Below are 25,841 nucleotides of genomic sequence, written 5' to 3'. Positions count from 1 at the left end.
GTGAGTGAGTAATCAAGCGAGCTTGCGCGCATTCCTTACCTCACCTTATCGGAGCAGCCCATATGCGCCTGCAAGCCTAGGCCTACACGCTAGCTACCGCAACGCTGCAGCCCCGGCCCGCGCCGCATCAGGCTGGCATCTCGGCAAACCACTGCCCAACCCCCTGGACCATGCGCGTAAAAACGTCTTCCAAGTTGGGAGCGCCTTCACCAAACAAGGCATGGATGACGGCAGCATTTTCAAACAGACCATGCAGATAGGTGCCCAGCACCACGGGGTTGCCGCCTTGCCACAGCAAGCCGGTCAGCAGCTCGGCAGCCTTGGCCTCGGCCCCCGCCTGCATGTCCTGGCGCAGCTGCGTCTGCCCATGGTGAATTTCGTAGCCAGTCACTTCCACGCCGCTCAGCGCCTGCCAGGGTGCCTGCAGCGCTGGCAGGGCAAAACGCGTGGGCTTGACGGTTTTCTCCTGCGCAAACAAGGTCGCTGCCGGCAGCAAGCCCAGGCCGGCGGCGTTGCCATCCACGCCATGCAGGTCGATCAGCGCCTCGCCCAGCATCTGCAGGCCGCCGCAAATGCCCAGCACCCGCTTGCCGGTGTTGGCATGGGCTACCACGGCAGCATCCAGCCCCTGTGCGCGCATCCAGGCCAGATCGGCCGCCGTGGCCTTGCTGCCGGGCAGGATGACCCAGTCGGCCGCAGCAATCTGCGCCGGCGAGCGGGCCCAGACCACGCGCACGCCGGGCACCTGCAGCAGGGGCTGGAATTCATCGAGATTGCTGATGCGCGGATAGGCCACGATGGCAATGGTGGTGTGCACCGCCTGGCCGGCTCCGTTGCTGCCGCGGTCGTCAAACACGCCGTCTTCCTCGGGCAGGCCATGGGCAAACTGCATGGGAATGCAGGCCACGGTGGGCACGCCGGTTTTTTCTTCCAGCATCTGCGGCGCGGGTGCCAGCAGGCTGGCATCACCTCGGAATTTGTTGAGCACAAAACCTTTGATCAGTTTTTGCTCGTCTTGCGGCAACAGCGCCCAGGTGCCGTACAGGTGGGCAAACGCCCCACCCCGGTCGATATCGGAAATCAGCAGGCAATGGGCATTGCAGTGACGGGCCACACGCATATTGACCACGTCGCTGGCATGCAGGTTGATCTCGGCCGGCGAGCCTGCGCCTTCGATCACGATCACATCGTTTTCGGCACGCAAGTCATCGAGCGCCTGCGCAATCTGCGGCCAGACCTTGAGGCTGCGGCCGCGCCAGGGCATGGCGCTGAGTTCGTCATGGACCTGGCCGAACAGCACTACCTGGCTGCGCGTATCGGCCTCGGGCTTGAGCAGCAGCGGGTTCATGCGCACATCGGGCACGCAGCCGGCGGCCAGGGCCTGCAGATACTGGGCCGTGCCGATCTCGCCCCACTTTCCGTCGGGTGTTGCCACCACGCGGGCGTTGTTGCTCATGTTCTGCGCCTTGAAGGGCGCCACCTTGTAGCCCTGGGCCCGGTACCAGGCGCACAGCGCCGTGGTCACCCAGCTTTTGCCGGCGCCGCTGCTGGTGCCCAGCACCATCACGCACAAGGCGGGCCGCTGGCCGGGAATGGGTTGCGGCAAATGAATCAGTTGGCTCATGTTCCAGTTCTCAAATGAATTCCAGGCTTGTTCCAAGCGCGCTCCAGGCGGCGCGCAACGCAGCCTGGGATATGGGTGGCAGCACGCCTAGCCGCACATAGCCGGGCAAGTCGAAGCTGGCACAGTCGCGCAGCTTGATGCCCTGGTTGCGCAAGACCTGCAGTCTTGCCGCCATGGCTTGATCCGCCACAGGCAGGCGGGCCACAAAATAATTGGCCTGATGGTCGGCAATCACCTGCCAGCCCAGTTGCTCGCACAGAGCCAGCTGCTGCCGCTTCCAGTCGCGCAGCCGATGCAGGCTGGCGCTCAGCCACTGCTGCACGTCGGCTCTGACCCAGGCTTGCAGCATGGCCACGCCATGCGAACCCACCACCCAGGACGGAGCCAACTCGCGCAGCGCGCTCATCTCGGCCGCTGCCACCTGCAGAGGCGCAATCGCATAGGCGGCGCGCACGCCCGTCATGCCCAGGGCCTTGTTCGGCGTCCACAGCTGCCAGACATGGTCAAATTCCCGCTCGGGCGCCTCGCCTTCCAGCCACAAGGGTCGGTAAGCACAGTCAAGCACACGCCATTCACGCAACAACGCCTGGCCGGCACTCCGCACGGGCGGCTGACTCCAGACCGGCCAGATCTCTTCGCACCATCCCAGCGGGCTCGATGGCTCGCAGGCCCAGAGCAAAACAGGCTGATCGCTAGCTGGCGCCCTGCGGGCGTTCTGCGCCAGCCCCCAGACCTGGGCGGCCTGGGCATAGTCGCCATAGTGGTGCCGAGGCAAGCGGATGCTTTGTGCTCCGCTGCGCTGCGCATGCTGGGTCAGGCGGTGAATCAGCTCGCTGCTGCTGCCGCCAATCAGGACGCGCCCTAGCTCCACGCCATGAAACGCCGCCAGCTGCGCACGCAAATCGCTGTACAGAGGATCGGGGTACTGCGCCACATGGGCGGCCTGCAAAGCTTCAACGACCAAAGGACAGGGCCCGCAGGCATTGCGGTTGGTGGAAAAATCATGGGCCGGCACGCCCAAGGCATCGGTACCGCCATGGGTGAACTCAGCCATGGAGACCCACTTTCCACATCCAAAAAGCAACAAAAATCATAGCTATCAGCGCAAGCACCACCTGCGTCACCACCGCTTTGGAGGCCAGATTCACGGCCCGCTGCAGATCCACCGCCTGCGGTTCCCGGCCGCCGGGGTTGAGCTGATAGACATCGGGTTTGGACAGTTGCACGCCCAGGGCCAGCGCCATGGTGCCCATGGGCCAGCCGCCGTTGGGCGAAGGGGTGACGGCCGCATCGCGCTTCAAGGCCGACCACGCCACGCCACCGGCCAGCAGCGCCAGCCAGGCGGCCGTGATGCGAGCCGGAATCCAGTTGAGCACATCGTCGGCCCGCGCCGCCCATTTGCCGGCCCACTGCCAGTGACGGCGCTGCTCGCCCTGACCGCGCCAGCCCGGATAGCCCCACATGGCATCGGCGGTATTGGCCAGGCGATAAACGGCGGCACCGGGCAAGCCGGCCACGGCAAACCAGAACAGCGGCGCGATCACCGAGTCATTGAGGTTTTCCGCCAGGGTTTCGATGGCGCTTTCGCGCACCGTGGCGGCGCTCAGCTGCGTGGTATCGCGGCTTACCAGCCAGGTCAGGCGCTCGCGGCCCGCAGGCAGCGACTGCTGCAGCGCGGCTTCCACCGCCAGCACCTCGTCCTTGAGCATGCGCCAGGACAGCAAGGGCTTTAGCAGCACGCCGATCAGCAGGCCAGACAGCCACCAAAGCGAATCCGGCAGCAAAAACTGCAGCAGGCCATAGATAATGAAAACAATAGCTGCCAGTGCACACCAGGCAAGCGCTGCGAGCATAAAACGCGCGTAGTCCCGACCCACTTCGGTGCGCGGCGCAATCCACTGGCCCAGCAAGCCCAGCGCCTTGCCCATATAGACCACCGGGTGCAGCCACACAGGCGGCTCACCCCAGAGCTTGTCCAGCAACAAGGCCACCAGCACGGCCATCAGGGCGCACATCAGCTTCTGCGACCAGAACAGCGCCGACGCAGGCTCGGCGGTCAGAGCTTTGAACACCCAGCCTAGGGGGCTGAAGAACCCGATGAGCAAATCCACCCAGGAAACAAGCGTCATGTGCGAGGCGTGGTCGGTGGCGGGGTTCGCGTGCTATCCCAGACATCGTCCATCAGCATGTCGGTCAATGGCGCACGGCTGGCCCATTTTTCCTGCTGCAGCATGGGCTGGGCGTAATACGCATCCACCGGGCCCAGACACAGCACGCCCAGCGGATGTGCGCCCTTGGGCATTTGCAGCAAAGCGGCCAGCGCCTGGGGATCGAAAATCGACACCCAGCCCATGCCCAGCCCTTCGGCCCGCGCGGCCAGCCACAGGTTTTGAATGGCGCAAGCCGTACTGGCAATGTCCATCTCGGGCAGGGTGCGACGGCCGAAAATATGGGCCTCGCGCCCCGGCGGCATGGCCACCACCAGCACCTCGGCGGCATCCAGCACGCCCTGCACCTTGAGCTTCATGAAATCTTCTTCACGCTCGCCCAGGGCGCGGGCGGTGAGCACTCGTTCCTGCTCCACCAGGGCATGAATGGAGCGGCGCAACTCCAGGCTTTTCACGCGAATAAAGCGCCATGGCTGCATAAACCCCACGCTGGGTGCGTGGTGGGCGGCGCGCAGCAGCCGCAGCAAGACCTCTTCCTCCACCACGCCCCCCGCAAAGTGGCGCATATCGCGGCGCTCGTAAATGGCGCGATAGACGGCAGCACGCTCGGCCTCGGTGAAGGGCGTGGCGGGAATGGTGGTTTGGGGATCAGTCATAAGCTTATTGTCGCGCCGATGCAGGTGGCGAACCACTCAATCTTCGATGCCGCGCTGCGCGGGAATACCCGCTTGAAACGCATGCTTGATCAGCTTCATCTCGGTCACCGTATCGGCGATATCGATAACTTCCTGAGGGCAGCGACGACCGGTCAGACAGACATGCACATGCTTGGGGCGGGCCTGCAAAGTCTCCAGCACCTCGGCCAGCGGCAGCCAGCCGTAGATCAACGGATAGGTGATCTCATCGAGCACCACCAGAAAATGCTCGCCGCCCAAAATCACGGCCTTGGCTTTTTCCCAGCCTTCGCGCGCCAACTCGGCCGAGTGGTCCAGATCCCGGCTCTTCCAGCTGAAACCGTCACCCAGACCTTCGATGGGCATGCCCACCTGCGCGGCCAGACGATGTTCGCCAAAGCGGGCCGTGGGCACTTTCATGAACTGAAAGACTTTGACCGCCTTGCCCCGGCCCGTGGCGCGGAAAGCCAGGCCGAACGCGGCCGTGCTCTTGCCCTTGCCGTCGCCGGTGTTGACGATGATCAGACCGCGGCGCTCGCCCTCGGGCTTTTCATAGGGCTTCTCGGTCGGTGGTGCTTCAATTTGCATGGTGTCTTGTACCTGTTGAGCTTGCGCTGCAGGTTTAGTGAATGGGGTTAATCGAAGGGGCGGAAAAAGCAGGTTTCGCCGGCGGGATATGGGGCAGAGCCAGCCACATGCCGTCCAGCTGGCGCACGCGAATGCGCTGGTCAAACACTTGTTCCAGCGCCGTATGCGTGGCCGGGTCGGTGCAAGCGCCGTGGTGGCTGACGAGGCCCTCGCTCATGATCACCAGATCATCGGCCTGCAGCGCGAATGAAAGTTCGTGCAGCACGCTGATCACGGTCTTGCCCTGGCCGACCAGATCGCGCACGGTCAGCATCCAGTCCGTCTGGTGCGGCGGATCGAGATTGGCCAGCGGCTCGTCCATCAGCAGCACCTGGGCCTCGACCGCCAGCGCCCGCGCCAGCAGCACGCGCTGGCGCTCGCCGCCCGAGAGATTGCCCACGCTGCGCGTGCGCCAATCCCAGGCGTGGGTCTGGCGCAAGGCCTGCTCCACCGCCGCCTTGTCGGCGGCGTCCGGCGCGGCAAGCCAGCCCTGATGCGGCAAGCGCCCCAACATGACCACGTCATACACCGCCATGTCTGCCGCCACGGGCTGGTTCTGGCCCAGCCATGAAAGCAGCTGCGCCCTCTGGCGCGCCGGCCATTGCTGCAGCTGCCGGCTGAGCAGACCGATTTCGCCGGATTGCCGGTGATTGCCGCCGCCCATATCGGCCAGAGCCCGCAGCAGCGTGGATTTTCCGGCACCGTTGGGGCCCACAATCGCCGTCCAGCGCCCGGCCGGAATCTGCAGGTCCACGCCACGCAGCACAGCCCTGTCACCCAGGGTGACGCACAGCTGGCGGGTAGTCAACGCAGCAGCGGCTCCAGTCATGTCGGCACGGTACTCGGCGCTCATACACCCTCTCCGCCTTGCAAGGCCGAACGGCGATGCATCAACCACAGCAGATAGCTGCCGCCCAGCACGGCCGTGAGCACGCCCACGGGCAGCTCCTGAGGTGCAATCAGCCAGCGCGCCAGCAAATCGGCCGCCAGCAGCAGCACGGCGCCCATCAGGCTGCTGAGCACCAGCAGCCAGCGGTGCAGCGCGCGCACCATGGAGCGCACCAGATGCGGTGAGGCCAGCCCCACAAAGGCGATCAGCCCGGTCTGGGCCACGGCCGTGCCGGTGGCCAGCGCCAGCAGCACGATCAGCAAGGCGCGCAGCGGCGCCAGCGGCAGGCCCAGGCTGTGCGCCGTGGCCTCGCCCAGCGCCAGGCCATCGAGCACCCGGCTCAGACACCAGGCCAGCAACAACGCCAGCGCCAGCACGCAAAGCATGAGCACGCAGGCATTCCAGCCCACAAAAGCGGTGCTGCCCAGCATGAAAGATTGCATGGCCTGCATGATGTCGGGGTTCATCAGCAGCACCAGCGAAGCCACGGCGCCCAGCACCACACCCACCACCACACCGGCCAGCAGCAGACGCATGGTGTTGTGCACGCCCTTGGCCAAAACCAGGGTCAGCATGACGGCCGCCGTCGCGCCCATGAAGGCCGCACCCGTCACGCCCCAGCGTGCCAGCCCGGCCAGAGCAAAAGGCGAGACACCCAGGGCCGCCATGGCCAGCGCCACACCCAGCGAAGCTCCGGACGCGCTACCCAGCAGATAGGGATCGGCCAGCGGATTGCGAAACACGCCTTGCGCAATCGAGCCCGCCAGGCCCAGCAAAGCGCCGGCCAGCAAGGCACCCGCGGTGCGCGGCAAGCGGATATCGGTGACGATCTTCCAGGCCAACGGGTCTTCATAAGCCTTCCACAGACTCTCCCAACCTGTGCTGCCAATGCCTGCGCCCAGCGCGCCCAGCACGGCGCAAAGCAGCAGCAGGCACAAGGCCAGCCCGGGTGCTGCCATGCCGCGCTGAGGCGAACGCCCCAGTGAACAGCCTAGCCTCATTTCTGCGGGCCCGCAGATGCAGCCGGTGGCACCGTCCTGGCCACCGTCTGCAGGCATTGGGCCAGCAACTGCGCGGCTTCGGCAATGCGCGGCCCGGGGCGCACCAGCACATCGGCCTGCGCGGCCGTAAAGCGGCAGACGCTGCCCTGTTGGACGGCACGCATCTGGGCCCAGCCCGGATACTCGGGCACATTGCTCTTCCAGCTGCGCTCGCTGGCCATCAGCACGTCAGGGTCGGCGCGCACCACAAACTCGGGGTTGATGCGCGGAAACGGGCCCAGTTTGGCATCGACGATATTGCGCATATGCAGCCGGGTCAGCGTCTCGCCGATAAACGATGTCTCACCGGCCGCATAGGGGCCGCGACTGGCTTCGAAATACACACGCTTGCCGCGCATGGATTCAGGCACGCTGGCAGCGGCGCGGGCCACATCAGCTTCGGTCTTGGCCCAGAGTCGCTCTGCGCCCTGGGCCGGAGCTATTTGCAGCAACGCCCCGATTTTCTGCAGCACCAGATGCGCCTCGGCATAGGTGCGGGGCTCCAGCGCCACGACTTTGAGGCCTAGAGCCTCCAGCCGCGTCGCGGAGCGCGAAGCCATGGAGATCAGCACCAGATCGGGCTTGAGCGCAAAAATGCTTTCGATATTCGGGTCCAGCCCGCCGCCGACCACGGGCACGGTCTTCACATGTGCAGGCCAGTTGGAATAGCGATCCACACCCACCAGACGCTGGCAGGCATCGAGGGCGCACAGGGTTTCGGTCAGCGAGGGCAACAGACTCACAATGCGCTGCGGCGACCGGGGCAACTGCACGGTCACGCCGCGCGCATCGGTCACCTGCACGGCAGTGTCGGTAGCGGCCACGCTTGCCGATGGGGCTGCCCCCGCACCAAGCACGCAGGCTGCCAGAGCCGGCATCAGCCGTGCGGCAAGCCAGCCGCTGTTTGGCTTTCTCGGCAAGCTCATGGCTGGGGGCCTTTCACGGCCATGGGCAGGCCGGCGCACATAAAGGTCACGGTTTCACAATGCGCTGCCACTTGCTGGTTGAGCACGCCCAGCGCATCCACAAAGGCCCGCACCTCGGCGCCCATGGGAATCACGCCCAGGCCGATCTCGTTGCCGACCAGAATCACCGGACCTTTGGCCGCTTCAAGCTCTATCAAAAAATGAGCAATCTGCGCATTCCAGTCCTGGTCTTGAGCCGTTTTTGACTGAGATTCTTCAGTTTCGGCAGGCATCAGCCAGTTGGTCAGCCACAGCGTCAGGCAGTCGATGACCAGCATGCGCTGCGGTGCGCTGTGCTCGGCCAGCACGCGGGCCAGTTCGCGAGGTTCTTCCAGCGTGGTCATGCCCGGCACCCGTTCGGCGCGGTCGCGCTGGTGGCGGGCAATGCGTTCGCGCATTTCCGCATCCCAGGGCTGGCCGGTGGCCACCAGCACGGCCTCGCGCCCGCTGGCACCCGCCAGCCACTGGCGCGCCAGCAGCTCGGCGCGGCGGGATTTGCCACTTTTCTGGCCGCCCATCAGCAACTGGCTGCGGGGCATGGCAATGGTGCAGGACTGACTCATGATTTCAATACTCAAACGTTGGCGCCCAGCCACTCGGCAATCAGCTGGGGAGCCGAAGCAAACCAAGCGTGGAAATAGCTGGCATGCACGCTGCCATGGCGGTACACGGCCTCACCGCGATCGGCCTGTACGGCCGTGCGCGGGCGGCTGGTACGCGCCACCTCATGCATGGCGGTCTCCAGCCGGCTGTAGTGAAACGTGTGGCCGCGCATGACGGTTTCATCGATTTGCAACTGCTGCATGCCCAGGCCGGCCAGGCGCTTTTGCATGATGACCTTGCCAGGCAGCAAATCCCACAGCTCCTGCTCGGCGCCATCATGGCCGACCACCGACTGGCACAGGGCAAGCATACCGCCGCATTCTGCCCAGACGGGCTTGGCCGCCGCCAGGTGCTGCGCAAGACTTTGGCGCAGGCCGGTGTTGCTGGCCAGGGTTTTGGCATGCAGCTCGGGGTAGCCGCCGGGCAGCCACAGCGCATCGCAGGCGGGCAAATCATCACCGGCCAGCGGAGAGAAAAATACCAGCTGCGCCCCCATGGCGCGCAGACAGTCCAAGTTGGCCGGGTAGATAAAGGCAAAGGCGGCATCGCGCGCCACGGCAATCGTGCGGCCTTGCAACCAGGGCTGCAAAGCCGGCGCAGCTGCGTCAGCAGGTTCGGGAGCCGAAAACTCCACGGCCCAGTCTTGCCAGCTGCCGGTCACAGAGTCGCCGACTTCGTCCGCGTGCCATGGTCGTTGGCCCAGAGGAATTTGCGCCAGGGCATCGGCCGCTGCATCCAGGCGCTGCAGCGCATCCTGCAGCTCGTGCGCAGCCACCAGGCCCAGATGCCGCTCGGGCAACAGCGCCGCGCCTTTGACATGGCCTGTCGCTCCCAGGCTGATGGCAGCCAACGCGCCCTGCCACAGCTCGGGCTCGCGCAGGCCCTGGCGCAGCAAATCGGCATGGTGGCTGGTCGCCACGCGATTGGCCATAAAGCCCGCCCAGCGCAAGCCGCTTTGATAATGCTGCAAGCCATAGGCCAGTGCGCCGAAGGTGCCGGCCATGGCTGACGCATCGACCACTGCCAGCATGGGCAGACCCAGCAGTCGCGCCAGATCTGCCGCGCTGGGGCTGCCGTCAAACAGGCCCATCACGCCTTCGATGAGGATGAGATCGGCCTCCTGCGCCGCAGCGTGCAGCCGTTCACGCACATCGGCCTCACCCGTCATCCACAGATCCAGCGAGTGCACAGGCGCACCCGTGGCCAGTTCATGCCAGTAAGGGTCCAGAAAATCCGGCCCGCATTTGAACACCCTGACCTTGCGGCCCTGGCGCGCATGCAAACGCGCCAGGGCCGCAGTCAGCGTGGTCTTGCCCTGGCCTGAGGCCGGGGCAGTGATCAGCAAGGCAGGACAGCGCACAGGCTGCCCTGCTGCATCAGACGAGGAGGTGGTGCTCAGCATATGAAAGCAATAAGGACTGCAAGCCCGCTCAGTTGGCCGTCCACTTCACGCCCACATAGCCGCTGCGGCCCTCTGTGGCGTAGGTGCGGGCCAGCTCATAGCGCTTGTCGGTGAGGTTGTTGATGCGTGCCACCAGACTCCAGTTGCGTGTCAGCTCCTTTTGCGCCGTCAGATGCCACAAGGTGTAGCCGCCCAGCTCAAACTTGTTGGCCGCATCGTCAAAGCGCTTTCCCGATGTCTGCATCTGGGCACCCAGCCTCCAGCCCGCCACCAAGGTGTCGGCCGAAAGGCTGGCATGGCGCTTGGAGCGACGTGCCAGCTGCAAGTCCTTGTCCGTATCGCGCGGATTCTGGAAGTCCACCGAGCCCTGCAGATTCACCACGCCCACGCGGGTGGTGGCAGCCAGGGTAATGCCTTTATAGCGGGCATTGGCCACGTTGGCATAGCAGCCGCCGAACTGACCGTTATTGCCCGGGCATGCACCGGTGTTGCTCACATAGTTGATGAGATTGGAGAGATTGTTGCGATAGGCCGTGGCCGAGAAACTATTGCTGCCCTTCCCCCATTTCAGGCCCAGCTCCACATTGCGTCCCTTCTCGGGCTGCAGCGAGGAATCGCCATACATGCTGAAGCGCTGATACAGCGTGGGTGCGCGGAAAGCCGTGCCCGCCGATGCCGTGGCTCGCCAGTTCGGCATGAACTCATAGCCATAGGCGGCACTGCCCGTGGTGTTGCCGCCAAACTCGCTATCGCGATCATGGCGTGCATTGAGTTGCAGCGTGTGCTTGCCGGCACGCAGACCGTAGCCCAGAGCCAGGGCGTTTTGCGAACGCGTGCGGTCGATATTGCCGTTGACCAAGCTGTCCTCACGACGCTCCAACGCCGCAGTCAGGGTGGAGGCGCCCAGCTTCCATTCGTTCTGGAACAGATAGTTGTGCAAGCGCGTGTCGGTTTCATAGACCGAGGGCTTGGTAGCGTAGTAATCGCGCGACTGTGTGTATTGCAAACGGGTGCTGTAAACATCGCTCCACTTGGCTTGCCAGTTCAGGCCCAGGGTTTGCATCTTGTTGATGCTGCGATCATCGGCAATAGGAGCACTCTTTGATATGGTCGCGTCATAACCGGAATTGACGTAACTCTCCAGCGCTGTGGCCTCCACGCGCTGGTTGGGCGAGATCTGGTAGCCAATGCGGGCATTGAAGGCATTGTTGCGATAGCCGTCCGCATCTGGATTGAAGCCCGCCGAGGTTTTGGCGTTAAAGCCGTTGCTGCTGGCATGCGATGCACCCAGGCTGTAATCCCAACCATTGAGGCCGCCGCTGATGCCGGTCTGTGCCGTCACCGTGCCGCGGCTGCCCCAGCCCAGGCCGATATAAGGCTTGGGCTTGCCCTCGCCCCGCTTGGTGAAAATCTGCACCACGCCGCCAATCGCATCCGAACCATAGACGGCAGCCGCCGGGCCACGCAACACTTCAATGCGCTCAATGGACTCGAGTGGAATGTTCTGCCAGGAAGCGCCGCCGGTCGATTGGGAATCGACGCGCACGCCGTCGATATAGACCGCCGTAAAACGGGTCTCGGCTCCGCGCAAATAAACGCTGGTGGAGGCACCAGGGCCGCCGTTGCGCACCATCTCGATACCGGGCAGGCGCGAGAGTACATCGGCCACGCCAGCCGCACCACTGGTTTCGATGGTCTCGCGGTCCACGATGGACATATCCGCCACCAGATCGGACAGCGGCTGTTCGATACGGTTGGCAGTCACCACCGTCTCGGCCATGGCTGCGGTATCGGCCAAGGCGATTTGCTGAGCCAGCACAGGCGCAGACAACATGCAGCTGATGGCAGCAGCCACCAGGGAAGGACGGTGAAAAATGGAAGCCGTGCTGGCGTGCACGTGCGAGGCCACGGATGCAGTCTTGCATCGGGGTTGGTGTTGCGAACTCATGGGAAGCGACAAAACAATAGATACCCGGCGCCAACCTCCCCGTTGGCAATTGGGAAAAAGACGTGCCCACAGCTGAAGGCAGACAATCCACATCGTTGGCCGGTATCCGGGCTAAGCGAAACGTCCTTTTGCGAGCCTTCCCAGCACGCGCAGCGCCAGTGGCAAAGATGAAAAGGAGATGCCATGCATCTATTCGCTGACCGTTGCGGGGGCAGCGCAGGCACGGATCGCACCGCTTTGCGGCTTCACCTCCCTGCTTCCCGTTGAACTGGGGTCGCAGAAAAGCAACTCCGAGCACCAACAGCGGCGCATTCTAATTAGTTTTGACTGCACGGCCTCCTTCAATCAGAGTACCCCGTTGACGATTATTTACTATATAAATGAATTTGGCGCTTTATGCACCTGTGTTGCACGCTACGATTTTGGTAGAGGAAAATCTCCAACCGAAAAGCCATGCGCGCGTGTTTCAGGTGTACTTAGCTTGCATCCGCCTTTCATGCACAAAGTCTCTCGGATTTCTGCACTTATTTACGGACCGCAAGACCTACAATGGCCGAGTCTATGATCCCCCAGACTTCTCTTGACCTCATTGCCGAGCGGGTAGAACGTTTAATGGTGCGCCACGAAGAACTTCAGCGCACCAACACCCTGCTGACCGAGCAAGTTGCCGCCCTGACCCAAGAGCGCGACTCTCTGCGCCTGCGCCTGCAAGCTGCACGCGCACGTGTGGACGCGCTGATCGAACGCCTGCCCGCCAACCAGGGCGAGTGATTCCCCAGACATTGCCACCAGACGCCCGCCCATGAAGCAGATCGAAGTGCAAATTTTGCAGCAAAGCTACATGCTGACCTGCCCCGAAGGTCAGCAAGAGCGCGTGCTGGAAGCCGTGCGTCGCGTGGATGAGGCCATGACCGGCATCCGCGACAGCGGCAAGGTACGTTCTCGCGAGCGTGTAGCTGTACTGGCTGCACTCAATATGGCTTTCGATGTGCTGGACCGCGACGCCCAACAGACATCCCAACAAACACATATGAGCGGTGCCGCAGCTGAAACGCAGGCCGCGACCCAGACCGAACAGCTCAATCAGGAACAGCAGGCTGAACAACAGCGCCAACTGGAACTGGCCGAGCAGCTGGTGCTCAAGCTCGATAAAGCTTTAGAAGACGATGCAAGGCTTTTGTGAAAGCCCGCAATCCTTGCGACAAATGCATCGCTTCGTGGCAAACGCAGTATCAATCGAAGTAAAATAACTCCTGTCTGCAGACCTGTCGGACTTTATATTTCCTTGAACCAATGCTCAATGAGCTCGGGCTTGGTAAATTTCCTGATGAGCGTGATCGTCTCGCGTCAGATGAACCCAACGTCAGGCTGCCCTCGCCCCCCTGAACCCCCGGTTCAGGATGACGGTCCGGTGGAGTTTGCAGACACCTTATTCCTGTGCAACCTGCTATTTCAGGCTGCACTTTCTGGGCTAGCAACACGCAGCCATCTCTTGAACCCAAAAAGCCGTTGAAGCTTGAAGCATCAACGGCTTTTTCGTTTATGGGCAATGCAAGTGATCAGGCGATGGCAGATTGAATCTTTGCCTGTGCATCTGCCATGACCTGGCCCAAACGCACCGGGCCCGCCGGCTGCCATGCGGGGTTGAACTGCAAACCCGCACTTTGCGGCCACAGCAAGACCACGGTGGAGCCCAGCAGAAAGCGCCCCATCTCCTCGCCTTGGGCCAAATGAATGGCTTGCTCGCCGGTGTAATCCCAGCTCTTTAGATGTCCCGTGCGCGGTGGGTTGACCACGCCATGCCAGACCGTGGCCATGCTGCCCACAATGGTCGCACCTACCAGCACCAGCACCATGGGGCCGTGCGCGGTATCGAACACACAGACCACACGCTCATTGCGCGCAAACAGTCCGGGCACTCCGCGCGCCGTGGCGGGGTTGACCGAGAACAGCTCGCCAGGCACGTAAATCATGCGCTTGAGCTGGCCGGCGCAAGGCATGTGGATGCGGTGGTAATCCTTGGGGCTGAGGTAGATCGTGGCAAAGCTGCCGTTGTCGAACTGGCGCGCCAGCGCTGTATCGCCACCCACCAGCGCCGTGGCACTGTATTGATGACCTTTGGCCTGAAAAATCTGCTCGCCCTCGATGGGGCCGAACTGGCTGATGGCACCATCTACAGGGCAAATCCAGTCAGCCTGGGCCAGAGGCCGTGCGCCAACTTTGAGTTCGCGCGTGAAAAATTCGTTGAAGGTGGCATAGGCCGCAGGGTCGGGATTGGCGGCTTCGCCCATGTCCACACCGTAACGGGCAATAAAGCGGCGAATGACGGATGTGGTCAAGCCACCGGCCTGCGCCTGGGCCAAACGACCCATGAGAGCGGTCAGCGCCTGCTTGGGCAACAGATATTGGGAAAGTACGGCGAGTCGTTCAGACACAGTGGATTTTTGCTATCAAAGTTATAGAGATCGAAGCTGGATTCTAGCCAAGCCACGGCCTGCTGTATTCGGTGTACTCCCCATCGCCTCAAACAGCAGATCGTGAGCTACTGCCAAATCCCCAAACCAGCCGAATGCCAGCACCAGGCGCACAATGAGCCGCTGATGCCATCAACATGCACGCCTGCCCATGCCTGATTCATCGCAGCAGCCCACCCGCTCCGCACCTGCAACCCCGGAGGTACCGCCCTCCATAACCGACACACCCTCGCTAAAACCGGCCTCTCCGGCGGCCCGAAATCCTGCACCCGCCGAGCCCCTGCTGACCGAGCACATGGCACCGGCGCTGCTGTGGCTGCGCAATTTCCTGCCCTCTCCTGTGGGCACCAATGCGGCAGAAGGTCTGCGCATGGCCGTGGGCGTGGCCCTGGGCCTGCTAATCACGGCATTGATCAGCCGTTGGTGGGACGGCCATGACAATGCGGTGTGGATTGTCTCTTCCATGGGTGCTACTGCCGTACTCGTCTTCGGCATGCCTGCCAGCCCGCTTGCCCAGCCCTGGCCCGTGTTGGCGGGATCGCTGCTTTGCATGCTGGTAGGCACACTGAGCGAGCACTTTGTTCCCGACGAAGCCCTGGCTCTGGCCCTGGCCGTAGGCCTTTCCGTCACCTTGATGGTGCCGCTGCGCTGTCTGCATCCACCGGCCGTGGGGCTGGCCTCTTTTGTGGTCCTGGAGCATGCACCGGGCATGGGAATGCTGTTGTTTCCCACTCTGTTCAACATCGTGGTGCTGCTGGCTTGCGCCGTGGCCTATGCCCTGGTCACCGGCAAGCGCTACCCTCATCCCCAGCATAGTCACCGCAAACAGCCCGGTGGCAGCCACTTCACTGATGCCGACCTTAACGCAGCACTGGCGCACTACAACCAGGTGCTGGACATCAGCCGTGCCGACCTGGAAGGACTGCTGCACCTGGCCGGCCGCGCTGCATTCCAGCGCACCTTGGGAGATTTGCGCTGCGCAGACATCATGAGCCAGCCCGTGTTTGCGGTGCAAGCCAGTGCTACGCTCAAAGAGGCCTGGGCGTTGATGCATGAGCACCGTATCAAGGCACTGCCGGTGGTCAATGAGCAACAGCAAGTCATAGGCATCATCTCCAACGCCGATTTTGTGCGCAATGCCAGCCAGGAGGTGCCGGATACCCAAAGCCTGGGCCAGCGCCTCAAATCACTGGTCATGGGCAAGTCCAGACACCAGGATGCAAAGAGCGTGCAAGACCTCATGGCGCACACAGTACAGACGGCCTACGCCACGCAGCGGGTCATGGAACTGGTGCCTCTGTTCTCATCCGCTGGGCATCACCATCTGCCGGTGGTCGATGCAAAGGACAGGCTTGTGGGCATCATCACCCAGACCGATTTGATCCGTGTCCTGGCCGCTACGGTCAGCCCTGGCGAATCGCAGGACCAATCCTGAGAAGCTACAATCAGCAGGTTTAGGTGTACGCTAAGTCTGCGTCCCTGTATTGAGAAATAACGGCTTTTTGTTCAGTCTGCGCGTGGCGCGCAGCACATCCACCACGCGCCTTGTGGGCTTGGCATCTTGCAAGCCAGACCTTTGACCGTGGCCCTAACGAACAAGTGCCTCAACCGATTTATCCAAGAGATTGAAATCATGGCCAAAGAAGAATTGATTGAAATGCAAGGTTCCGTGACGGAAGTCTTGCCCGACTCCCGCTTTCGCGTGACCCTGGAAAATGGTCATCAGCTGATCGCCTACACCGGTGGCAAGATGCGCAAGCACCACATCCGCATTCTGGCGGGCGATAAAGTGTCGCTGGAGATGTCGCCCTACGATCTGACCAAGGGCCGTATCACCTTCCGTCACTTGGCCAACCGCGGCCCAGGTCCTTCGGGCGGCTCACGCTAAGCCCTTTCAGCCTCTTCATGAAAAAGTCGGTGATTTCAAAATCGAGTCGTTTTTTACGATTACAATAGAGGCTACGGAGCGTAGCGCAGCCTGGTAGCGCATCTGCTTTGGGAGCAGAGGGTCGCGAGTTCGAATCCCGCCGCTCCGACCAAACGACAAGGCCTTGGATTGGAAAATCCAAGGCCTTTTGTCCGTCTGTCTACACGCCTGTTTGCACATCGTCCCAACTCACGCGCGCCGATGCAGTTCAACATCACATCAGTAAATATATAAGCGCTCGGGCGGCAAGCGCCAAGGCATAGCCGTAGATACGCACAGCACAAACATCTTGCTTGCCGACCCCAAGCATCTTGCCTGTTGATCACGATCCAGACAGTTGCGAGCACCAGCCTCTCACCAGCACCTCACTTTTCATAACGCTTTTCGCGATGCTCTGCCTGCCGTTTTCATCTACCCTTGCGCGGCGGATTCAACCGGTCTATGCAACACACTAACGACCGCTTAGGCGACAGGAGTGTTGCAAATGAAGCAGCGACCCAGAATCTACTATTCCGATAGTCAGAAAGCTCTGATGTGGGTGCGCTGGAAGCAAGGCTGGACGTTGCAGGAGATCGGCAAGCTCTTTGACCGCGCCCACTCTTCGATCCATCGAATCCTGACCGAGACAGGTGGAATCTGTCCAGTCCAACGATCACGGGCCACAACCACATTGACACTGGCCAAACGAGAAGAGATCTCGCGAGCCATCGTGGCGGGGGCCTCGATTCGGGCCATCGCTGCACGACTGGGACGAGCACCATCGACAATCAGCCGGGAGATCAAGCGCAATGGTGGGCACCACAGCTACCGGGCGAACCAGGCAGATACAGCTGCGTGGGGCCGAGCGAGGCGCCCCAAGTGCTGCAAACTTGTTGCGAACCGTGCATTGGCCCAAACCGTGGCCCACAAGTTACGGATGCTGTGGTCACCGGAGCAGATTGCTGGTTGGCTCAAGCAGACTTATCCTTGTGACGAGGGGCACCACGTGTCACACGAGACTATCTACCGCAGTCTGTTCATTCAAGCGCGTGGCGCCTTGAAGAAGGAACTGTTGGAACACCTCAGACGTACTCGCGGAATGCGCCGCTCACGGCACTACACGCAGAAGACGGCAATCCATGGCCAGATCGCTGATGCAGTCACGATCCGTGAACGTCCGGCGTGCGTTGAAGACCGAGCAGTGCCCGGGCATTGGGAAGGCGATCTGATCTTTGGCAGTGGCAACAGCCAGATTGCGACGTTGGTCGGGCGTCAAACGCGCTACGTGATGTTGGTGAAGCTCGATGGAAAAGACACGCAGACGGTCGTCAACGCGCTCATCAAGCATGCCCGCAAGCTGCCACAGGAGCTCTACCAATCTCTGACCTGGGACCGGGGCACCGAGATGCATGCCCACAAGCAATTCACCTTGGCCACGGACATCCAGGTCTACTTATGCGACCCGCAAAGCCCATGGCAGCGTGGAAATAACGAGAACACGAATGGGTTGCTCAGGCAGTACATACCCAAGGGCATGAACCTGTCAGGGCTGTCACAGCATCAACTCAACGCGATAGCGAGACAATTGAATGAGAGGCCACGCAAGACGCTCGGCTTCCATACACCCGCTGATATGTTCAGCGCATGTGTTGCATCGACCGGTTGAATCCACAGCCAGCTGCTGACATTCGACACCTCTTTAGCTTACTGGCTGTGCAGGTTCAGGCGGCAGCTTGATTGGCGGCGTGCTCAATGGCGGATCAATGGGAACAGGCCTAGTTGGTTTGGCTGGCGTGTCAGGTTGATCAGGACTCGGAACCGGCGGAATATTCGGTGCATCAGGAGATGCAGGGAAATCAAGACGCATAAAGAGCCTCCTTTGAACACCATGTTCGCAGCGCACGAGCCGAATGAGGTAAGCAAGCACGTTATTGAACAAGTGCCGGTAACCGCGCTGTACGAAAACAACCCGCCCACAATAGGAAAACAAGCTTCGATACGTGGTCACCGCATGATGTATCGACATCACAAAAAAGACAATGCAACCTCAAGCATATACGTCTACAAATATGACTTGCAGATGCAGCCACCAAGGCAAGACAGATCGAGTGCCGGATTCTGTCCGCATTGTTTTTCACAGCACCTGAGCGGCACTGAAGATCGACGTCGGATTGCAACAATGGCTACATTGCACGAATCAAAAATTCGATAGATAAATCTGAAGCAAAAAAAGCCTGACTTCACTAAAAGTCAGGCTTTTTATAAAACTGGGGTGGCTGATGGGGCTCGAACCCACGACAACAGGAATCACAATCCTGGACTCTACCAACTGAGCTACAGCCACCGTAGAAGCATCTATTCTACTTCAGAAAATTTACCTTATTGAGAAACAAGGAACAATTTTTGTCATTCTCTACATTTTTCAAATCAACGCTTGAAGCACTAGCTTGAAAAATAAAAGCGCCTCATTTGCATAAGGCACTTTAAATTTGGGGTGGCTGATGGGGCTCGAACCCACGACAACAGGAATCACAATCCTGGACTCTACCAACTGAGCTACAGCCACCGTAGAAGCATCTATTGTACTTCAGAAAAAAGGCCGAAAATCAAAAACCGGCCTTATTTTCCCTTCACGCAATCAAGGGCGAGGCGCCTTGATCTGCACCTTGAATTCCTTCTTCAGGAATTCGTAGTAGGCCATTACCTCCGCCATGGAAGACCACTGCGAGAACTGCACTTTCTGCTGCTCCAGCAGCTGAGGCTCGGCCGTCGGGCGTTCGACAATACGATTGACCTTGACTACCGCATAACCATCACTACCCAGGTCCACACCTTCCCATGCAGGCAAGGCATTGGTGGGTGCACGCAGTGCGGCATCCAGCACTTCACGCGGCAGATTCTGAGGCTGATCGCGACCCACAACCACAGCGGCTGCCAGCTGGGCAGACTCGGGCTTTGCCTTCCATTCAGCCAGCTTGGCCTTGCCCTCTTCCTTGGCCAGCTCGGCAGCCTTTTGCGCCACAAACAATTGCTTGAGCTTGTCGGTCACTTCAGCCATGGGCAAAGTGCGTGCAGCCGAGTACTTGACCACGCGGCCAGCCACCAAGGAGTTGGAACCCAGCTCCACTGCATCAGTGTTGCGCTTGTTTTCCAGCGAATCGGTAGAGAACAAAGCCTCCAGGAAACGCGCATTGCTCAGCGGGCCTTGAGCACCGACAGCAGGCTTGCGCGTCACATGGTCAGCCTTTTGAATCGTCAGCTTGAACTTGTCAGCCACAGGCTGCAGGCTATCGGATTGCTCATACACCGCATTGGAGAAAGCGTCAGCAATTTCAGCAAACTTGCGCTGCGCCTGCTGCTGCTTGAGTTCAGCTTCCAGCTTGGGACGCATTTCCTCGAACGAAGCGACCTTGGGCGCCTTGATGCCGGTCAGCTCGATGATGTGGTAGCCGAAATCCGACTCGATCACATCGCTGATCTCACCTTGCTTCATGCCGTAGACGGCCTCTTCAAAAGGCTTGACCATGGCACCTCGGCCAAAGTAACCGAGGTCACCGCCGTTGGCAGCAGAGCCTGGATCTTGCGAGTTGGCCTTGGCCAAGTCGGCAAAGCTCTTTGGATTGGCACGCAGCTTGGCCAGTAACTCTTCGGCCTTGGCCTTGGATTTTTCGCGCTCTGCAGCAGGTGCATCCTTGGCAGCATTGATCAAGATATGGCTAGCACGGCGCTCTTCAGGCCCGGCCATGCGCTGCGCATTTTCCTTGTAATAGGTGCGCAGATCGTCTTCACTCAAAGTGATGCCAGCTTGCACGGAGGCCAAATCCAGCTGCACGTATTCAACCGAAGCCTCTTCAGCTTGCTGAAACTGGCTGGTATGGGCATCGTAGTAAGCTTTGAGATCAGCCTCGCTGACCTGAACCTTGCCCGCAAATGCAGCGGCGTCAAAACGCGCCACCTGAACATCACGGCGCTGATACAGCGCATCCATGGCTTGCTTGAGTTGGGAATCGGTGGCAAACGCAGTACCCGAGACACCGCCAAGCACTCGATTGAGTGCCAGCTCCTTGCGCAGATTGGCTTCAAAGCCTTCGGGCGTCATGCCTTGCGCGCCAAGCAAAGCCTTGTAGGCTTCTGCATCCAGAGTGCCATCCGGTTTCTTGAGTCCAGCGATGGCAGGAATTTCCTGCAAGGTGCGCACAAGCTCGGCATCTGTCGTCGCCAGATGCTGCTTGGTCACCGCCGCTTGCAACACGCGATCACGCACCAACTTTTCCAAGGTGGCGTAGCGCGCTTCGGGCGAATCAAGCAGCTTGACATCCATGGAAGGATTTTGCGCGCGCAGTCGATCGCTTTCGATTCGGTGTGCGTTATCCCAATCTTGCTGGGTAATCTCATGGCCATCCACCCTTGCCACAGCCTGGCTCGATTCGGTGAAATAGCTCTGGTCGACCCCGACAAAAATGAAAGAGGGAATGATCAGCAAGAACAACAAGATCATTACGAACTTGGAATGCTTGCGGATGGATTCGAACATGGTCTATCTTTCTGCGGCAGCAAAAACAAAGGCGAACTTTCGTTCGCCTTGAATTCAGTGGTGAAGCCAGTGGAACAACCCGGAAAACGCCACAGACCGGGTCTCTACAGATGGCACTAGACTCACATCAGGGCACTACAGAAAACACCATCCAACCTCCACCACAGGGTTAGGCTAAGCTGGGCATTCTACCTGCGCACTCTTCAAATGCAGCCAGGAGATAGCACATGCCCGCAGAAAATATGGCGGGCAAGGTCAGCTGATTTTTTTGCGGAGCCTCATTGCCGACGCCTTGCGTGAAAGCAAGGACTTGCTCGTTGAAGCAAAAATAAAAAAAGCACTTGAAATCATTCAAGTGCTTTTTTCGTTTTCTTTGGTGGGTCCTGACGGTCTCGAACCGCCGACCTACTCCGTGTAAAGGAGCCGCTCTACCAACTGAGCTAAGGACCCAACCTGAAACTTTGTGTCAGTTCAAAGCGTCTTTCAATGCCTTGCCCGGACGGAATTTTGGTACTTTCGCAGCCTTGATCTTGATGCTCTCGCCAGTGCGGGGATTGCGACCGGTACGAGCTGCACGCTTGCCAACAGCAAATGTGCCAAAACCAACGAGTGATACTGTACCACCTTTTTTCAGTGTTTTCTTCACTGCGTCGATTGTGGAATCCAATGCACGCGCTGCGGCTGCCTTGGAAATATCGGCGTTGTTAGCGATGTGTTCAATCAATTCGGTTTTATTCACAAGATGCCTCTCGAGAAATACGTGAATGAAATGCCTCTGTGGCGGCAAGTTCTTCGTCGAACAATTCAGTTCAAACGGCGGATGAGAAATCTAGCGTATTTGCTGCGACTTCGCACCTAGAAATTGCTCTGCTTTGGGTGACCCGAAATTGACATCTTCATGCCTATCCGCGCTGCGCTTCACAGTGACTGAGCTAGATTCTATGCGGTTTTCCGGGCGATTTTGCCTTGCGCGCAGGTTTTTTCTAATTTCACTTCGGCGACATCCTGGATTGACAAGGCCTGGCAGGCAGACAACGAATCTTTCAGCTGGGCAAAGCACCCGCATCGTGCAGGCATGCGCGAGACGCAATCAGGCATCGATATAGCAAAAAAAAGCGCTTGATGTACAAGCGCTTTGAGCATTTCGACCCCAGACCGCATCACTGCGAGATACGCGCCCGAATTTCTGGCAGTGCTTTTTGCAGGTAGTAGATCATGGACCAGACCGTGAGCACGGCTGAGACCCAGATCAGCACCTGACCCCAGACACCGGTATCCACGCGACCGAACAGCACGCCGTCATAAAGCAAAAACGGGATGGCCACCATCTGCGACATGGTCTTGAGCTTGCCAAGCATGTGCACGGCCACGCTCTTTCCGGCACCGATATGGGCCATCCATTCACGCAAAGCCGAGATAGCGATCTCGCGGCCGATGATGATGAGGGCCACAAAAACATCGGTGCGCTGCAGATGCACCAGCACCAGCAGCGCAGCGCAGACCAGAAACTTGTCGGCAACCGGGTCCAGGAAGGCACCGAAAGCCGAGGTCTGATTGAGCTTGCGGGCCAAATAGCCGTCCAGCCAATCGGTGGCGGCAAACACCATGAACATCACGGTGGCGATGAGGTTGCGAGTGCCCTGTTCCAGCGGCAAATAAAACACCCCGACGATGAGCGGAATGGCCACAATCCGCGTGCAAGTCATCAAGGTAGGGATGGTCATCAACATGGGCGTCATTGTGGCATGACGCACTGCAGCCTGGCTGATTTAAAAATGACGTCGCACCTGCGCATTCATAAAACACTCAGTGCAAAGCACGATAGATATCGTCGGCCAGCGCTGCCGATATACCTTCCACCGTCATCAGCTCATCCACGCTGGCCTCCGCCACGCCGCGCACGCCGCCAAAGCGCTGCAGCAAGCGAGCTCGCTTTTTGGGACCGACGCCAGGAATCTCTTCCAGTTGCCCACCGCCCACCCGCACCTTGGCACGCGCTGCGCGCATGCCGGTAATGGCAAAGCGGTGGGCCTCATCGCGAATCTGGGCCACCAGCATCAGCGCTGCGGAGTCGTGACCCAGGTAGACCTTCTCGCGCCCATCGGCAAACACCAGCTCTTCCAGGCCCACCTTGCGGCCCTCGCCTTTTTCCACACCCACGATGCGCGACAGATCAAGCCCCAGCTCGGTAAACACCTCGCGCGCCATGCTGACCTGGCCCTTGCCGCCATCGACCAGCACCAGATCGGGCAGATGTGGCTGTTTGCCAGTCAGCTCCACACCGCCGGCTTCACGCTGAGCATCGGCCACGGGCTTGTAGCGCCGCGTCAGCACCTGGCGCATGGCCGCATAGTCGTCGCCGCCGGTAATGCCCTCGATATTGAAACGGCGGTACTCGCTGCTTTGCATTTTGTGGTGATGAAACACCACGCAGGAGGCCTTGGTGTTCTCGCCGCTGGTGTGGGAGATATCGAAACACTCAATGGTCAGCTCATCGAGATTGTCCACCGGCAGATCCAGCGCCTGAGCCAGTGCACGCGTGCGCGCCTGCTGCGAGCCTTCCTCGGCCAGCAGACGGGCCATCTGAATATCTGCATTGGTTTGCGCCATTTCCAGCCAAATGCGGCGCTGCTCGCGCGGCTGTTGCACCACGGTGATGCGCACGCCAGTTTGTTCAATCAGCAGCTCGATGAGCTTTTTATCCACCGGATGGCTGACGACCAGCGTGGGCGGCACGGCCACATCCACATAGTGCTGGGCGATAAAGGCATCAAGCACCAGCTCTTCCACCGGCCGGGCCTGGGCTGCGGCATCAATCTCCTGCTCGCTGAAATAGACGGCAGCCGCCTCGCCCAGATTGGCCGGGAAATACGGTCTGTCGCCCAGGTGGCGACCGCCGCGCACCATGGCCAGGTTCACGCAGGCGCGACCGCCCTGCACCTTGACGGCCAGAATGTCCACGTCCTTGTCATCGGCCGTCTCTATCGCCTGCTGGTGCAAGACGCGCGAAAGCGCGGTGATCTGGTTGCGCACTTCGGCCGCCAGTTCGTATTCCATTTTTTCGGCATGTTCCATCATGCGTGCTTCGAGCTGCTGCATCAGCTCCTTGGTTTCGCCGCGCAGCATGGCTTCGGCATTGCGCACATCCAGCGCATAGGCTTCGGGCGAAATCAGATCGACGCAAGGCCCGGTACAGCGCTTGATCTGATAAAGCAGACAGGGGCGTGAGCGGTTGGCAAACACCGTGTCTTCGCAGGTGCGCAGGCGAAACACCTTTTGCAGCAGCTGCATGCTTTCCTTGACAGCCCAGGCGCTGGGGTAAGGACCAAAGTAGCGGTGCTTTTTATCCACGGCACCGCGGTAATAGGCCATGCGCGGAAATTCCTGGAACACCGCCTCGCCCTGCTTGCCGTCGCGCTGGGCCACGCCGGTGATCTTGAGGTAGGGATAGCTTTTATCGTCCCTGAACAAGATGTTGTACTTGGGGTGCAGCGTCTTGATGAGATTGTTTTCCAGCAGCAAGGCCTCGGCCTCGGAGCGCACCACCGTGGTTTCCAGCCGAACGATCTTGCTGACCATATGGCCTATGCGCGTGCCGCCATGGTCCTTCTGGAAATAGCTGGAGACACGGCGCTTGAGATTGATGGCCTTGCCCACATAGAGCAGCACATCGGCCGCATCGAAATAGCGGTACACGCCCGGTAGCGGTGGCAGCGCTGCCACCAGGGCCAGCAGTTCATCGGAATGCGTTGAAGACATGGCAGCTATTTTCATGCGCTTTGACGCGAGAGCCGAGCACAGGCCTTCTAAGCGAAGCACACAGGCCGTCAATCACTATGTATTTAGTAGCTGCACGCGCTTATATCCAAAGGATAAAAGCCGTTTTGATATAAAAAAAGGCCTGGAACGGGTCCAGACCTTGGCTTGCAGCGCTTGTTTGGCGCAGAGATGGTCTTACTCGGCTTCGATCTTGGAAGACTTCACCACTTGCGCCCAGCTTGCGTACTCGGTCTTGACCATGCTGCCCAGTTGCTGCGGATTCATGTAATCGGCCGTCGCACCCTGCTCTTCGGCTTTTTTCTTGAAGGCAGGATCTTCCACCACCTTCTTCAAATCGGCTGTCAGCTTGTCAAGCACCGGCTGGGGCGTGGCCTTTGGGGCAAACACGGCAAACCAGGAAGTGGCATTCACACCGGCATAGCCGGCTTCGGCCGTGGTGGGCACGGTGGGCAGACTGGGCAGGCGCTGCTTGCCGGTCACCGCCAGCACGCGCAATCTACCGTTTTGCACATGGGGCATGAAGGGCGGAGCCGTACCAAAGGTCAGATCCACCTGACCGCCCAGCAAATCCTGCAGCGCAGGCCCCGTGCCCTTGTAGGGAACGTGCACCATCTTCACACCGGCCTGCTGCTCCAGCATGGCGCCCGTCACATGCTGCAGCGAGCCATTGCCGGATGAAGCGTAATTGAGCTTGCCCGGATGGGCCTTGGCATAGGCGATCAGCTCGGCCAAATTCTTGACCGGCAGCTCGGAGCGCACCACGATGATTTGCGGAGCACTGAGCACATTGCCCACCGGCGCAAAGTCCGATTGCTCCCAGCTCTTGGTCTTGGCCAGGTGGGGAGAAATCACATGAAAGCCCGAGTACTGCATCAGCAAGGTGTAGCCATCGGCATCGGCCCGTTTGGCCAGATTGGCGGCAATCGCGCCGTTGCCGCCGCCTTTGTTGTCCACCACCACGGATTGACCCAGCACCGGCGCCAGAGCCTGGGCCGCCATGCGGCCGGCCAGATCCGTCGTGCCACCCGCCGCAGCGGGAACAATCATGGTGATGGTCTTGTTGGGGTAGCTGCCTTGGGCCATGACCTGGCCGCCGGTCAGGCCGAAAGCGGCTGCGCTTGCGGCCAGCAGCAGATGCATGCGTTGACGTTGAATGTTCATTTTGTCTCCTGGTTGTGGTGGGGCAAACGACTGCATTCCTCCCCCG

General features: G+C 60.4%; 22 protein-coding genes, 4 tRNA genes and 1 riboswitch. Of the genes, 6 read left to right on the top strand and 20 right to left on the bottom strand.

Features of this window, described 5'->3' with window-relative positions; all coding sequences use genetic code 11:
* Nucleotides 1-127 precede the first annotated feature (127 nt).
* From ACNAZA_RS08270 to ACNAZA_RS08220, 11 genes are read right to left on the bottom strand one after another with little or no spacing between them, the layout of a single operon-like run.
* Entirely contained in the window at nucleotides 128-1,624 is a 1,497-nt protein-coding gene (locus tag ACNAZA_RS08270; protein WP_415796026.1) for a cobyric acid synthase, read from the bottom strand.
* A 10-nt stretch (nucleotides 1,625-1,634) separates the two neighbouring features.
* The gene (locus ACNAZA_RS08265; protein ID WP_415796025.1) at nucleotides 1,635-2,678 is read right to left on the bottom strand and encodes an aminotransferase class I/II-fold pyridoxal phosphate-dependent enzyme; all 1,044 of its coding nucleotides are present in this window, start codon (nucleotides 2,676-2,678) and stop codon (nucleotides 1,635-1,637) included.
* Nucleotides 2,671-3,753 (bottom strand): adenosylcobinamide-phosphate synthase CbiB, encoded by a 1,083-nt coding sequence (gene cbiB, locus ACNAZA_RS08260; protein ID WP_415796024.1) that lies wholly within the window; start codon nucleotides 3,751-3,753, stop codon nucleotides 2,671-2,673. The genes ACNAZA_RS08265 and cbiB overlap by 8 nt, the downstream gene beginning before the upstream one ends.
* Complete coding sequence (gene bluB, locus ACNAZA_RS08255) at nucleotides 3,750-4,448, bottom strand: 5,6-dimethylbenzimidazole synthase (protein WP_415796023.1); 699 nt, start codon at nucleotides 4,446-4,448, stop codon at nucleotides 3,750-3,752. The genes cbiB and bluB overlap by 4 nt, the downstream gene beginning before the upstream one ends.
* A 36-nt stretch (nucleotides 4,449-4,484) precedes the next feature.
* On the bottom strand, nucleotides 4,485-5,054 hold the full coding sequence (gene cobO / locus ACNAZA_RS08250) for a cob(I)yrinic acid a,c-diamide adenosyltransferase (protein WP_415796022.1): 570 nt from the start codon (nucleotides 5,052-5,054) through the stop codon (nucleotides 4,485-4,487).
* Nucleotides 5,055-5,088: 34 nt separating this feature from the next.
* Nucleotides 5,089-5,922 (bottom strand): ABC transporter ATP-binding protein, encoded by an 834-nt coding sequence (locus ACNAZA_RS08245; RefSeq protein WP_415796105.1) that lies wholly within the window; start codon nucleotides 5,920-5,922, stop codon nucleotides 5,089-5,091.
* A 20-nt stretch (nucleotides 5,923-5,942) separates the two neighbouring features.
* A complete protein-coding gene (locus ACNAZA_RS08240) occupies nucleotides 5,943-6,926 on the bottom strand; it encodes a FecCD family ABC transporter permease (RefSeq protein WP_415796104.1) in 984 nt (327 codons plus the stop codon).
* 53 nt (nucleotides 6,927-6,979) lie between these two features.
* Nucleotides 6,980-7,948, bottom strand: coding sequence for an ABC transporter substrate-binding protein (locus ACNAZA_RS08235; protein WP_415796021.1), 969 nt, complete (start codon nucleotides 7,946-7,948; stop codon nucleotides 6,980-6,982).
* Nucleotides 7,945-8,526, bottom strand: coding sequence for a bifunctional adenosylcobinamide kinase/adenosylcobinamide-phosphate guanylyltransferase (locus tag ACNAZA_RS08230; protein WP_415796103.1), 582 nt, complete (start codon nucleotides 8,524-8,526; stop codon nucleotides 7,945-7,947). Before ACNAZA_RS08230 ends, ACNAZA_RS08235 begins: the two co-directional genes overlap by 4 nt.
* 35 nt (nucleotides 8,527-8,561) lie before the next feature.
* Nucleotides 8,562-9,992 carry a cobyrinate a,c-diamide synthase gene (locus ACNAZA_RS08225; RefSeq protein ID WP_415796020.1) on the bottom strand — a complete coding sequence of 477 codons (1,431 nt, stop codon included), beginning with the start codon at nucleotides 9,990-9,992 and terminating at the stop codon, nucleotides 8,562-8,564.
* A 28-nt stretch (nucleotides 9,993-10,020) separates the two neighbouring features.
* Nucleotides 10,021-11,940, bottom strand: coding sequence for a TonB-dependent receptor domain-containing protein (locus ACNAZA_RS08220; protein ID WP_415796018.1), 1,920 nt, complete (start codon nucleotides 11,938-11,940; stop codon nucleotides 10,021-10,023).
* A gap of 80 nt (nucleotides 11,941-12,020) precedes the next feature.
* A riboswitch (cobalamin riboswitch) is annotated at nucleotides 12,021-12,257 on the bottom strand.
* A gap of 244 nt (nucleotides 12,258-12,501) precedes the next feature.
* On the opposite strand from ACNAZA_RS08220, the gene ACNAZA_RS08215 reads away from it, so the two are divergent.
* Entirely contained in the window at nucleotides 12,502-12,711 is a 210-nt protein-coding gene (locus tag ACNAZA_RS08215) for a DUF904 domain-containing protein (RefSeq protein WP_415796102.1), read from the top strand.
* Nucleotides 12,712-12,742: 31 nt separating this feature from the next.
* The gene (locus tag ACNAZA_RS08210; protein WP_415796017.1) at nucleotides 12,743-13,123 is read left to right on the top strand and encodes a cell division protein ZapA; all 381 of its coding nucleotides are present in this window, start codon (nucleotides 12,743-12,745) and stop codon (nucleotides 13,121-13,123) included.
* A gap of 376 nt (nucleotides 13,124-13,499) precedes the next feature.
* Here ACNAZA_RS08210 and asd read toward each other — a convergent pair whose 3' ends face one another.
* On the bottom strand, nucleotides 13,500-14,375 hold the full coding sequence (gene asd / locus ACNAZA_RS08205) for an archaetidylserine decarboxylase (RefSeq protein ID WP_415796016.1): 876 nt from the start codon (nucleotides 14,373-14,375) through the stop codon (nucleotides 13,500-13,502).
* Between the two features lie 190 nt (nucleotides 14,376-14,565).
* Between asd and ACNAZA_RS08200 the strand changes: the two genes are divergently transcribed.
* The 4 genes from ACNAZA_RS08200 (at nucleotide 14,566) to ACNAZA_RS08185 (ending at nucleotide 17,986) form a co-directional block, all read left to right on the top strand.
* A complete protein-coding gene (locus tag ACNAZA_RS08200) occupies nucleotides 14,566-15,849 on the top strand; it encodes an HPP family protein (RefSeq protein WP_415796015.1) in 1,284 nt (427 codons plus the stop codon).
* A 198-nt stretch (nucleotides 15,850-16,047) separates the two neighbouring features.
* Nucleotides 16,048-16,302: a translation initiation factor IF-1 gene (gene infA, locus ACNAZA_RS08195; protein WP_120968924.1), complete on the top strand. Its 255-nt coding sequence runs from the start codon at nucleotides 16,048-16,050 to the stop codon at nucleotides 16,300-16,302.
* Nucleotides 16,303-16,376: 74 nt separating this feature from the next.
* A tRNA-Pro gene (locus tag ACNAZA_RS08190) sits at nucleotides 16,377-16,453 on the top strand.
* Between the two features lie 372 nt (nucleotides 16,454-16,825).
* Nucleotides 16,826-17,986: an IS30 family transposase gene (locus tag ACNAZA_RS08185; protein ID WP_415796014.1), complete on the top strand. Its 1,161-nt coding sequence runs from the start codon at nucleotides 16,826-16,828 to the stop codon at nucleotides 17,984-17,986.
* Between the two features lie 602 nt (nucleotides 17,987-18,588).
* On the opposite strand, the gene ACNAZA_RS08180 is transcribed toward ACNAZA_RS08185, so the two are convergent.
* The 8 genes from ACNAZA_RS08180 to ACNAZA_RS08145 form a co-directional block, all read right to left on the bottom strand.
* Nucleotides 18,589-18,664 (bottom strand) — tRNA-His (locus tag ACNAZA_RS08180).
* A gap of 146 nt (nucleotides 18,665-18,810) precedes the next feature.
* Nucleotides 18,811-18,886 (bottom strand) — tRNA-His (locus ACNAZA_RS08175).
* A 72-nt stretch (nucleotides 18,887-18,958) separates the two neighbouring features.
* On the bottom strand, nucleotides 18,959-20,854 hold the full coding sequence (locus ACNAZA_RS08170; RefSeq protein ID WP_415796012.1) for a SurA N-terminal domain-containing protein: 1,896 nt from the start codon (nucleotides 20,852-20,854) through the stop codon (nucleotides 18,959-18,961).
* Between the two features lie 374 nt (nucleotides 20,855-21,228).
* Nucleotides 21,229-21,304: transfer RNA gene (locus ACNAZA_RS08165), tRNA-Val, on the bottom strand.
* Nucleotides 21,305-21,320: 16 nt separating this feature from the next.
* On the bottom strand, nucleotides 21,321-21,620 hold the full coding sequence (locus ACNAZA_RS08160; protein WP_162989649.1) for an HU family DNA-binding protein: 300 nt from the start codon (nucleotides 21,618-21,620) through the stop codon (nucleotides 21,321-21,323).
* A 394-nt stretch (nucleotides 21,621-22,014) separates the two neighbouring features.
* On the bottom strand, nucleotides 22,015-22,584 hold the full coding sequence (pgsA, locus tag ACNAZA_RS08155; RefSeq protein WP_120971174.1) for a CDP-diacylglycerol--glycerol-3-phosphate 3-phosphatidyltransferase: 570 nt from the start codon (nucleotides 22,582-22,584) through the stop codon (nucleotides 22,015-22,017).
* 76 nt (nucleotides 22,585-22,660) lie between these two features.
* Nucleotides 22,661-24,613 carry an excinuclease ABC subunit UvrC gene (gene uvrC / locus ACNAZA_RS08150; RefSeq protein ID WP_415796011.1) on the bottom strand — a complete coding sequence of 651 codons (1,953 nt, stop codon included), beginning with the start codon at nucleotides 24,611-24,613 and terminating at the stop codon, nucleotides 22,661-22,663.
* 195 nt (nucleotides 24,614-24,808) lie between these two features.
* Entirely contained in the window at nucleotides 24,809-25,795 is a 987-nt protein-coding gene (locus ACNAZA_RS08145) for a Bug family tripartite tricarboxylate transporter substrate binding protein (RefSeq protein ID WP_415796010.1), read from the bottom strand.
* Nucleotides 25,796-25,841 lie beyond the last annotated feature (46 nt).

The organism is Comamonas aquatilis, from assembly GCF_965139575.1.
Lineage (GTDB): Bacteria > Pseudomonadota > Gammaproteobacteria > Burkholderiales > Burkholderiaceae_C > Comamonas > Comamonas aquatilis.
Note: the sequence above shows the minus strand (reverse complement) of the source record. Positions and strands in the feature narration are given on the sequence as shown.